The sequence below is a fragment of the Aurantimonas sp. A3-2-R12 genome, from assembly GCF_036016755.1.
Lineage (GTDB): Bacteria > Pseudomonadota > Alphaproteobacteria > Rhizobiales > Rhizobiaceae > Aurantimonas > Aurantimonas coralicida_A.
Window position 1 is genome coordinate 1 of the sequence record NZ_JAYXIH010000073.1, and the last position, 9,870, is coordinate 9,870.

The 9,870-nt window shown below is 66.5% G+C and carries 11 protein-coding genes and 1 tRNA gene; 6 read left to right on the top strand and 6 right to left on the bottom strand.

From position 1 onward, the window contains the following. Window positions 1-946: 946 nt before the first annotated feature. Both VSX60_RS21195 and VSX60_RS21200 read right to left on the bottom strand, forming a co-directional pair. Window positions 947-1,135: a twin transmembrane helix small protein gene (locus tag VSX60_RS21195; protein WP_327626239.1), complete on the bottom strand. Its 189-nt coding sequence runs from the start codon at window positions 1,133-1,135 to the stop codon at window positions 947-949. Between the two features lie 106 nt (window positions 1,136-1,241). Next, a complete protein-coding gene (locus tag VSX60_RS21200) occupies window positions 1,242-2,132 on the bottom strand; it encodes a DMT family transporter (RefSeq protein WP_327626240.1) in 891 nt (296 codons plus the stop codon). Between the two features lie 264 nt (window positions 2,133-2,396). On the opposite strand from VSX60_RS21200, the gene VSX60_RS21205 reads away from it, so the two are divergent. Then, window positions 2,397-3,356: an AEC family transporter gene (locus tag VSX60_RS21205; protein ID WP_327626241.1), complete on the top strand. Its 960-nt coding sequence runs from the start codon at window positions 2,397-2,399 to the stop codon at window positions 3,354-3,356. Here VSX60_RS21205 and gluQRS read toward each other — a convergent pair. Then, entirely contained in the window at window positions 3,328-4,260 is a 933-nt protein-coding gene (gluQRS, locus tag VSX60_RS21210; RefSeq protein WP_327626242.1) for a tRNA glutamyl-Q(34) synthetase GluQRS, read from the bottom strand. The two genes, VSX60_RS21205 and gluQRS, sit on opposite strands and share 29 nt — an antisense overlap. Before the next feature lie 92 nt (window positions 4,261-4,352). Here gluQRS and VSX60_RS21215 point away from each other — a divergent pair, with 92 nt between their 5' ends. From VSX60_RS21215 to VSX60_RS21225, 3 genes are all read left to right on the top strand, one after another. Beyond that, window positions 4,353-5,000 (top strand): DNA-3-methyladenine glycosylase family protein, encoded by a 648-nt coding sequence (locus VSX60_RS21215; RefSeq protein ID WP_327626243.1) that lies wholly within the window; start codon window positions 4,353-4,355, stop codon window positions 4,998-5,000. 170 nt (window positions 5,001-5,170) lie between these two features. Continuing rightward, window positions 5,171-5,731, top strand: coding sequence for an HNH endonuclease (locus VSX60_RS21220; protein ID WP_327626244.1), 561 nt, complete (start codon window positions 5,171-5,173; stop codon window positions 5,729-5,731). Between the two features lie 174 nt (window positions 5,732-5,905). Continuing rightward, window positions 5,906-7,117, top strand: coding sequence for a DUF3095 domain-containing protein (locus VSX60_RS21225; protein WP_327626245.1), 1,212 nt, complete (start codon window positions 5,906-5,908; stop codon window positions 7,115-7,117). Here the strand turns inward: VSX60_RS21225 and VSX60_RS21230 are convergent, their stop codons facing one another. From VSX60_RS21230 to VSX60_RS21240, 3 genes are read right to left on the bottom strand one after another with little or no spacing between them, the layout of a single operon-like run. Beyond that, on the bottom strand, window positions 7,118-8,023 hold the full coding sequence (locus VSX60_RS21230; RefSeq protein WP_327626246.1) for an AEC family transporter: 906 nt from the start codon (window positions 8,021-8,023) through the stop codon (window positions 7,118-7,120). It abuts the gene before it with no gap. A gap of 40 nt (window positions 8,024-8,063) precedes the next feature. Beyond that, on the bottom strand, window positions 8,064-8,597 hold the full coding sequence (locus tag VSX60_RS21235) for a disulfide bond formation protein B (protein WP_327626247.1): 534 nt from the start codon (window positions 8,595-8,597) through the stop codon (window positions 8,064-8,066). 12 nt (window positions 8,598-8,609) lie between these two features. Then, a complete protein-coding gene (locus VSX60_RS21240) occupies window positions 8,610-9,191 on the bottom strand; it encodes a YqaA family protein (RefSeq protein WP_327626248.1) in 582 nt (193 codons plus the stop codon). Window positions 9,192-9,362: 171 nt separating this feature from the next. On the opposite strand from VSX60_RS21240, the gene VSX60_RS21245 reads away from it, so the two are divergent. Together VSX60_RS21245 and VSX60_RS21250 are read left to right on the top strand one after the other, a co-directional pair. Further along, window positions 9,363-9,447: transfer RNA gene (locus tag VSX60_RS21245), tRNA-Leu, on the top strand. Window positions 9,448-9,512: 65 nt separating this feature from the next. Beyond that, the coding region (locus VSX60_RS21250) for an Arm DNA-binding domain-containing protein (protein WP_327626249.1) at window positions 9,513-9,870 on the top strand (358 nt) is incomplete at its 3' end.

Genomic DNA, 9,870 nt, shown 5'->3' on the forward strand with positions numbered 1-9,870 from the left:
AGCCGGGATCCATGCCAAGCCGCTTGAGCCGCCAATCCGTCGCCGGACAGGATGGGATAAAAGTCGCGGCATGGGTCCCGGCTCAAGGCCGGGATGACGCGGTTTGGATGCCGGCGCCCTTTTCTTCCAAGGGGTACGAAGTATCCGCGCAGCTTCCGAAGAAGCCGCCCGCCCAAAAAATTTTCTCCCCACCCTTTCCGCCTCCCGCACAATGCCCTCACCGCCGGCCCACGGAACGGGCGCGAATGATCACCGGGATCGTTCGTTGGGCCAAGGGGAGAAATCCCTGGCGGGCGGTGCCGGTTGCGGCCGCTTCCGGAGCGGCGGGGACCGGGCCTTGTGACAGCCGCGCCTGCCTTCCGTTCTGCGGGGAAGGCGGCATGCCGCCGGCCTGGAGGTCGTGCTCCTCCCGGCGGCATCCCACAACCCGTCCGGTCCTGGCCGAAAGGTTGGGCCGGCGGGTGAATGGTGCGGCGGCGCACGGGAGCCGAGAGCCCGGGCGCGTCACGGGAACCCATCGCGCGGGATGCCGGAGGCGGACCGTATTGACTTAAAAATAGTCGGAGGGTTCGCCTCCGGCATCCCGCCGCTCGTGAGGAGTGGCATCAGGGGCCCCTCAGCGAGCCGCAAGGCGAAGCTTAAGGAGGGGACAGAGAACTCTCCGGCCCGAGCGGGCGCGGAGGCGCTGTCGCATGGGGAAAAGCCCCTCACCCGGTTCGCTGCACGAACCACCCTCTCCCCGCAGGGGCGAGGAATGGCGCCCTTCCGAAACTGTTCGCGTCCATCAGGAACAGAAAAAAGCGCCGACAGGGACGCTGCCGATTCTTCTCCCCCGGCGGGGAGAAGGTGGCCCGAAGGGCCGGATGAGGGGGCGAGCGCAGCGAGGCAGCCGAGGATGACGAAGGCGGGCGCGAAGCGGAGCCTCGAAGGGCGAGGGAAAGCGCCCCTACCTTGCAAACAACAGCACCGCGACGAGGACGAGGACGGCCAAGCCCTGCAACAGAATGCGGGCGCGCATCAGGTTCTGGGAGGTGCTGCTGGAGCCGCCCTTCATCAGATTATAAAGGCCCGCGACGAGAACGCCGGCGGTCGCGAGCATGAAAAAGAGGGCAAGGTAGATCATAATATCGGACATGCCGGCCTTGTTCGAATTTCGAGTCGCGGAAAGCGCAATATAGGCGGCGCGGGCGACGGCGCGAGTCCCCGGCCACCGAGGCGTGTCGCGGGCACGAACCAGCGGTTCATAGGCCTGGCGGCACGACCTTGGCCTTGCGCCTGCGCGTGGCCGCCGCAACGCCGACCCCGGCGATGACGAGGCCGACAAGCTGGATCGGCGACAGCGTCTCGCCGAACAAGAGCCACGCCGTGACGGCGGTGACGCCCGGCACCAGATACATCAGCGAGGCGACCGACGACACCGCGCCCTCGCGGATCAGATACAGCATCAGGAACACCGCCCCGATCGACAGGACGAAGACCAGCCAGACCAGCGCGAAGACCAGCTCGCCGGTCCAGTCGAGCACCATCGTCTCGGTGGAGGCAGCGAGGATCAGCGTCGGCACGAGGGCGCCAAAATATTGCAGCGCCGTGCCGGTGCGAAGGTCGACGCCGCCGACGAAGCGTTTTTGCCAGACCGAACCGGTCGAGATCGCGAAGGCCGACAGGACCACCGGACCGAGCGTCAAGAGCCGGTAGTCGCCCGAGCCGTCGAGCTTCGGCAGGATGACCAGGGCGACACCGACAAGGCCAAGGGCAAGGCCGGCGAGATGCCGCGGCTGCACGCGCTCGCCGAGGAAGCTGGCGGCGAGGATCGTGGTCAGCACCGGTTGCAGCCCGACGATCAGCGCGGCGATGCCGGCGTTGAGGCCGTGCCGCACGGCGAAGAACACGCCGCCGAGATAGACGCCGTGGATCAGGCTGCCGGCGATCATCGCGTGCGCCGCCGGCCGCCAGCCCGGCCAGGGCGCCCGCATCAGGAGGACAACCGAGCCGAGGATTGCCAGCGCCAGCGCATAGCGCAGCGACAGGAAGGTGAACGGCTCGGCATGGGGCATGGCGTAGCGCGCGCCGATGAAGCCGGTCGACCAGAGCAGCACGAAGATCGCCGGAAAGAAGGGCAGCAACCGGTTCACTGGGGACGGCCTTTCGGGATGGGCGGGTCGGCGGCGGACGGGCGGGCGGGCGGGCGGCGGAAAGCGTCGCGCGCGCTTTTTTCTTTCAGCGCGGGATGCGGGCGGAAAACCGGTGCCCACTTTTCCTCATCCCGCTCTAGCAGGGCGGCGCGCCGGCCGAAAGCCGGATATCGTCAGCTTGTCTGACAGAATCGGGTCGCATGCGTTTGCCTTGCCGCCCGGCGCCGTCTATCGCCGGGTTTCAGCGATCATCCGGCCGGTCTCATGCAAGACATCCTCAATATCATTGTCCCGATCTTCGGCCTGATCGCCCTCGGCTTTCTGGCGGCCAGGGCGAAGCTGTTGTCGGATGCGACCGGCGAGGCCCTCGCTCGTTTTGTCTTCGTCGTCGCCGTGCCGGTGCTGCTGTTTCGCACCCTCGCCACATCGGCCTTCGGCGATGCCAACCCGCTGTTTTTGTGGCTGACCTATTTCAGCGCCATCGCCATCGTCTGGACGATCGGCAGCGTCGTGGTCCGGCGTCTCACCGGGGCCGACCGGCGCGCCGGCGTCATCGCCGGCATCTCGTCGAGCTTCGCCAACACCGTCTTCGTCGCCATCCCTACCATCCAGCGCGCCTATGGCGACGCCGGCCTGGAGCCGCTCCTGCTGATTCTCGCCATCCATCTGCCGGTGATGATGATCGTTGCGACGCTGATCGTCGAGCGGGCGGCGCTGCTCGACGCGCGCGACGCCGGCACCATGCCACCGCAGGTCTCGACGGCGACGACGCTGAAGCGGGTCCTGAAGAACCTTGCAACCAACGCCATCGTCGTCGGCATCCTGTCGGGTCTCGTCTGGCGCGCCACCGGGCTGCCGCTGGAGCCCCATGTCGACGAGATCACCCGGCTGCTCGGCGGCACGGCCGGCCCGCTGGCGCTGTTTTCGCTCGGCATGTCGCTGACCCGCTACGGCTTGCGCGGCGACATCGCTTCCTCGGCGATCGTCGCGACGCTGTCGCTGGTCGTCATGCCGGCGATCGTCTTCTTTCTCGGCACCTGGCTCGCCCTGCCGCCGCTGTGGCTGAAGGGGGCCGTGCTGACCGCCGCCGCGCCGGCCGGCGTCAACGCCTATCTCTTCGCGGCCTATTTCCAGTCCGGCGAGAAGCTGGCGGCGACGACGATCCTGGTCTCGACGGTACTGTCGGTGGTTACCCTCAGCGTGTGGCTGACCGTGCTCGGCTGAAACATTCCGCCGCCGGCCGGCCCGGAAATCCAACCATGCGGCGAATGTCCTCGGCGCCGAGACCGGCCTCGCGCAGAGCCTTCAAGGAGGTGTCGCGGGCACTTTTCGACAGCTTGCGGCCGTCGGCGCCGAGAATCAGGTCGTGATGGTGGTAGCGCGGCGCCGACAGGCCGAGCAACGCCTGCAGAAGGCGATGGACGCTGGCGGCGTGGAACAGATCCTGCCCCCTGACGACATCGGTGACGCCCTGCAGCGCGTCGTCGACGACGACGGCCAGGTGATAGCTCGTCGGCATCTCCATGCGGCCAAGCACGACATCGCCCCAGTCGAGCGGCCGCGCGGCGATCTCGCCGCTGGCGCCGTCCGGCGAGCGCCCGGTTTCCGTGAAACTCAGCGCCGGCACCCGTTCGACCGCCGCTTCCATGTCGAGCCGCCAGGCGAAGCGTTCGCCGTCGCTCATCTTCCGCTCGCGCTCGCGCGTCGACAGCTTGCGGTCGAGGCCGGGATAGAGCGGCGCCCCGTCGGGATCATGCGGCCAAGGCTTGCCGGTTTCCTCGATGTGCCGCTCGGCATGGGCGCGGATGTCGCCGCGCGACATGAAGGCCGGATAGATCAGCTCTTCGTCGGCCAGGGCTTCGAGCGCTGCGGCATAGTCGGGAAAATGCTCCGACTGCCGGCGCGGGGTGTCGTCCCAATCGATCCCGAGAAAATACAAATCGTCCTCGAGTTGCTGCTCGTAGGCCTTGGTGCAGCGCGCCCGATCGATGTCCTCGATCCGCAGGAGAAAGGTTGCGCCCGCCTCGCGCGCCATCTTGTGGTTGAGCAGCGCCGAATAGGCGTGGCCGAGATGCAGTTCGCCGTTCGGACTCGGTGCGAATCGGAACACGGCTGACGTCGTTTCCATCGAATTGTTTCCCCTCGTTTGTCGCCCGATGCTCTAGACTCCGATTGCGTGAGCAACGTGACAGAGTCGCGGCAATTGAGGAACCGGGCGCCATGATCAGGACACAAGCCGACATCGACGCGGCGCTGGATGCGCTGCGTCTGGCGGACGATCGCCTGCATCGGGTGATCGAGGCGGCCGGCGTGGTGCCGCTTCGCCGCGGCGCCGGCGGGCTCCGGGGTCTCGCCGGCATCATCGTCGCGCAGCAGGTATCGAAGGCGAGCGCCGACGCGATTTTCGCGCGGTTCACGCAGGAGATCGACGTCGACGACGCCGGGGCGATCCTCGCCACTTCCGACGAGGCCTTCCGCCGCGCCGGCCTGTCGCGTCCCAAGCAGCGCACGATGCTCGCCGTCGCCGAGGCCGTCCGGGACGGCGCGGTCGACTTCGCGCGGGTCGAGGCGGCGTCCCCCGACGACGCGATCGCGGAACTCGTGGCCATTCGCGGCATCGGGGTCTGGACCGCCGAATGCTATCTGTTGTTCTGCGCCGGTCATCCCGACATCTTTCCCGCTGGCGACCTCGCCTTGCAAGCGGCGCTGGGCCATGCCTTCGAGCATGAAACGCGTCCGGCCGCGGCGGCCGTCGCTTCTATCGCAGAGCGCTGGTCGCCGCACCGTTCGGTCGCCGCGCGTCTGTTCTGGTCCTACTACGGCGCCGTCACGCGCCGCGACGCGGCTCCGGCGCCCGCCGCCGAATGACCCCCGCGAGATTTATCCACAGATCTTCTCCACGGGTCGACCGCACTGCGGGAAACGGGGGGAACCGTCGGCGAAACTCGCTCGCGCCCAGGCTTCACAAAGGCGACACGATAGAGCACGATAGTCGCGCCAATTCAGGTCCGACCGCAGGGAGTTAAGGAGAACGACCGGTGACGATCGCCGTGAATCAGGACTTATCTCCAGCGCTCGTTCTGAACGCCGACTTTCGGCCGCTCAGCTATTACCCCCTGTCGCTCTGGTCTTGGCAGGACGCCGTCAAGGCGGTGTTCCTCGACCGGGTGACGATCCTGGCGGAATACGACCGGGCGGTGCGAAGTCCGACCTATTCGATGCGGCTTCCCTCGGTCGTCTGCCTCAAATCCTACGTCAAGCCGGCGCGTCATCCCGCCTTCACCCGCTTCAACGTGTTCCTGCGCGATCGCTTCCAGTGCCAGTATTGCGGCTCGCCGCAGGAACTGACCTTCGATCACGTCATCCCCCGCTCGCGGGGCGGGCTGACCACCTGGGAGAATGTCGTCGCCGCCTGTTCGCCTTGCAATCTCAAGAAGGGCGGGCTGATGCCGAGGGCGGCGCGCATGTTCCCGCATCAAAAGCCCTATCAGCCGAGCGTCCACGATTTGCACAACAACGGCCGGCTGTTTCCGCCGAACTTCCTGCACGAGAGCTGGCTCGATTATCTCTACTGGGATTCCGAACTCGATCCCGAATAGGCGCATCGATCGGCGCGCCATTCTCGACCGACCAGATCGAAGCCTTTCATCCCGTTCGTCTGAAGCTGCATCGCCGACGCAACGATGCGCGCTTCCCGCCGCGCCCTTCGATGCCGGAGCAGCGGACGATAATAGAATAGCCGGCGAAGCGCCTCGCCTGAATCGGGACGATCGATGCACGAACCGCCAGACAAAGACCGCGCGACGCCGAATAGCACCGGCCTCGACTTCTACGCGGCGTTGCCGATGTCGGCGGACTTCAGCCGTCTCGGTGACCCCGCCGCCTATGTGCCGCTGCCGGACGACTGGGTCGTCGGTGTCGCCGACATCGTGCGCTCGACCGCCGCCATCGAAGCGGGCGCCTACAAGCAGATCAACACGGTCGCCGCGGCGGTGATCGCCGCGATCGCCAACGGCCTTTCCGGAAAGGACTTTCCCTTCGTGTTCGGCGGCGATGGTGCCGGATTCGCCCTGCCCGCTGCCCAGGCTGAACTTGCCCGAACGGCCATGGCGGCTGTCGCCGGCTGGGCAGACGAGGCTTTCGACCTGACCCTGCGTATCGCCATGGTCCCGGTCGCGACGATCCGGGCAAACGCGCACGACGTGCGAGTCGCCCGCTTCTCTCCCTCACCCGATGTTGCCTACGCCATGTTCGACGGCGGCGGCCTCGCCTGGGCGGAACAGCGGATGAAGGCGGGGGAATATCAGCTGGAACCGGCAACGGGCGATGCGGCCCGGCCCGACCTGACAGGCCTGACCTGCCGATTCGCGGAGATACCGGCTAGCCGTGGCCTGATCCTGTCGATCATCATGGTCCCGGCTCCGGACGCCGCGCCGGAGCGTTTTGCCGCCCTGGCACAAGAGATTGTGGCGCTGGGCGCCGATGGAATTGAGGTCGGCAGCCCGGTTCCGCCCCAAGGGCCTGATCTGCGCTGGCCATCCGCCGGCTTCCGGATCGAGGCAAAGGTCTGGGCGGCAAGAACCGGTCGAGCTCTTTGGTCGTCACGGCTTTCCGTCCTTCTGCGCTCCTTTCTCGCCCATCTGACATTCACGACGGGCATCCGGGTCGGCCGGTTCGATCCGAGACGTTATCGGGCCGAACTCGTGCGCAATACCGATTTCCGCAAATTCGACGACGGCCTCAGGATGACGCTGGACTGCACGCCGTCCGTCGCCGATCGGATCGAGCAGCGGCTGCGCCTGGCGGCGGCCGAGGGAACCGCGCGGATCGGCACCCACCGTCAGGGCGCGGCGCTGATGACCTGCTTCGTGCCCTCGGCGAGCCGCAGCGACCATGTCCATTTCATCGATGGGGCAACCGGCGGATATGCAGCGGCGGCGGCCATGATTCCCGGAGATGCCGGCGATGACAGCGACAGGGCCTGATCAGCCGAACAGGGACAGGACCAGCGGCAGGCTTGCCGCCGCGAGCAGCGTCTGCAGGGTGACGAGACCCGCCATCAGCGTCGCGTCGCCCTTGAGCTGTGTCGTCAACACATAGGCGGTCGGGGCGGTCGGCAGCGCAAAGAAGATGACGAGTAGCGAGGCGTCGAGCGGCGACAGGACAAACAGCCATGCGACCAGCGCGGCGACGAGCGGCATGGCGACGAGCCGACCGGCGCTGTTGAGAAGAAGCGTCGTGGTCTCGGCCCGCGCGGCGGCGAGCTTGAGGGCGGCCCCGACACACAAGAGGCCGAGCGGCAGGCTGGCAGCGGCCAACAGGCCAAGGAATCGCTCCGTCCCGAACGGAAGGCCAACGCCCGTGAGGGCAAAGGCCGCCCCGGCGGCGCAGGCGAGGATCAGCGGGTTGCGAACCAGCGGCATCAGCAACTGGCGGGCACTGGTTTCGCGTTCGGCGGTCAGGGCGATGACCGACAGGACATTGACCGCCGGTACCAGCACGGCGAGGACGACAGCGGCCCGCGCCAGGCCCTCGGTGCCGTAGAGGCTTCCGACCAGCGCCAGCCCCAGATAGGTGTTGAAGCGGATCATGCCCTGGACCAGCGGCCCGTAGCGCGCGGCCGGCCACCCTCGCCAACGGCGCAGCAGCGCGAGGACGATGGCGGCGACAGCCAGCACGACGAGGATCGCCGCGGCGAAACCAAGGAGGGTCGGATCGGCCAGCGGCGCCTTGGCAAGGCTTGCAAAGAGCAGCGCCGGGAAGAGAACGAAATAATTGAGCTTCTCCGCCGCCGGCCAGAAGCCCTCGCCCGGGAAACCCGATCGCCGGAACGCCAGGCCCGCGAGGATCAAGGCAAACAGCGGCCAAAGAGTCAGGAAAAGCGCCGGCATCGCCTCGGATCAAAGCTGGTGGGGAACGAGCGCCGCGTCCTCACGCAAACCGGTCGGCCTTGGCGACGGCGCTGCGCAGCGCCACGGCCGCGAAGAGGGCCGAGGCGACGGCGTTCCAGCCGGCGAAGGAGAGGCCGAGGAAGCGGCCGGCCGCCTCGTCGCAGGATGGCGGCCGGATGGCGTCGATGGTGGCAAGGAGATCGCCGCTCATCAGGTCGCCCCCGCCGACCTGCCCGCAATCGGTTGGCCCCGGCCAGAAGCCCCACTCGACCCCGGAATGGAAGACGCCGAGATAGAGCGAAAAGAGCATGATCAGACCGATCGCCAGGAGCAGTGCGCGAGTCAGAATCGCCGGCGCCCGCCCCGCCGCCGCGACGAAGGCGACAAGCGCGATCGGGATCGACACGTAATAGGGCGTGCGCTGTTCCAGGCAGAGCGCGCAGGGGATGTAGCCGCCGACATGCTGGAAGAGCAGCGCCGTCCCGACGGTCATCGCCGTTCCCACGGTGAGGAAGCCCGAGGCCAGCGTCTGGCGAAAGCCGGTCGGGCGCTGGAAGCGTTCAGTCATTCCCATCGAAATCATCCGTTACATCAAATACCGCAGTACGACGAAGCCGCCGACGAGCAGAACCATGAAGAGGGTGAAGAGCATACCGAGATTGTTCTCGATGAACCCCTTGATCGGCGCGCCGTAGCGATTGAGCAGCCAGGCGACGAGGAAGAACCGCACGCCCCGGCCGATGATCGAGACGACGGTGAAGGTCACCAGATTGAGCCCGGTGACGCCGGAGAAGATCGTCAGGACCTTGTAGGGAAACGGCGTCATCGCCGCGAACAGTACCGCCCAACCGCCCCAGGAATTGTAGCGGGCCGTCAGTTCGGCGAAAGCGTCCGCCTTGCCGTAGAGCTCGAGAATCGGCCGGCCGACGAGATCGAAAAACAGGGCGCCGATGGCATAGCCGAGAAACGCCCCGAGCACCGAAGCGACCGTGCAGACCAAGGCGATTCGGAACCATTTCGCCCGATCCGCGATCACCATGGGGATCAACAGCACATCCGGCGGGATCGGAAAAACCGAGCTTTCGATGAAGGACACCGCGGCCAGCGCTCGTTCCGCATGGCGGGTCGCGGCCAGTGACATGACCCAATCATAGAGGCGGCGGAGCATGGCGGTTTCCAGACCTGGGGTGCGAGACGAGGCCCGCGCGCATGGCTGGCGCATAGGACGAACGTGGCGCAAACGCAATTGCCGTCACCGCATTGCACAGAAGCGGGACCGTCGGCATTGACCGAGGACCCGTTGCGGCTATAGTCCCGCGTCGAATGGCCGAGGCCGTTCGCCCCTGTGGCGGAATTGGTAGACGCGCGCGACTCAAAATCGCGTTCCGCAAGGAGTGCTGGTTCGATTCCGGCCAGGGGCACCATTTCCCCTTCCCATAGCTTCTCACAGCGTCCCTCCTGCCAATAAGAATCAATGAGTTAGCTCGTTATGGCTGCTCATGATGACCCTCCGCATACCGTTGCAACGCATCAGTTTGTGGGTAACGATCCGGGTATTACCCATTACCCCGTAGGCCCGTTACCCATGCCGCTTTCCGACTTCGCCTGCAAGAACGCCAAACCCAAGCTCAAGCCGTATCGTCTCGCCGACGGCGACGGGCTCTATCTCCTCGTCCAAAAAAGCGGCTCTAAGCTCTGGCAATTGCGCTATCGCTACCTGGAGAAGGAAAATATTCTTTCCTTTGGCAAGTACCCGCTAGTGTCGCTTCTCGACGCGAGGGAGAAGCGGGACGATGCCAAGAGATTGCTGGTCGCCGGCATCAACCCTTCCACCAAGCGCAAGGAGG

Bases quoted from the DNA above. Each gene is read 5' to 3' on its own strand.
- VSX60_RS21205 (WP_327626241.1), top strand. From the start codon at position 2,397: ATGCAAGACATCCTCAATATCATTGTCCCGATCTTCGGCCTGATCGCC.
- VSX60_RS21240 (WP_327626248.1), bottom strand. From the start codon at position 9,191: ATGCTCCGCCGCCTCTATGATTGGGTCATGTCACTGGCCGCGACCCGC.
- VSX60_RS21230 (WP_327626246.1), bottom strand. From the start codon at position 8,023: ATGCCGGCGCTTTTCCTGACTCTTTGGCCGCTGTTTGCCTTGATCCTC.
- gluQRS (WP_327626242.1), bottom strand. From the start codon at position 4,260: ATGGAAACGACGTCAGCCGTGTTCCGATTCGCACCGAGTCCGAACGGC.
- VSX60_RS21195 (WP_327626239.1), bottom strand. From the start codon at position 1,135: ATGTCCGATATTATGATCTACCTTGCCCTCTTTTTCATGCTCGCGACC.
- VSX60_RS21225 (WP_327626245.1), top strand. From the start codon at position 5,906: ATGCACGAACCGCCAGACAAAGACCGCGCGACGCCGAATAGCACCGGC.
- VSX60_RS21215 (WP_327626243.1), top strand. From the start codon at position 4,353: ATGATCAGGACACAAGCCGACATCGACGCGGCGCTGGATGCGCTGCGT.
- VSX60_RS21235 (WP_327626247.1), bottom strand. From the start codon at position 8,597: ATGGGAATGACTGAACGCTTCCAGCGCCCGACCGGCTTTCGCCAGACG.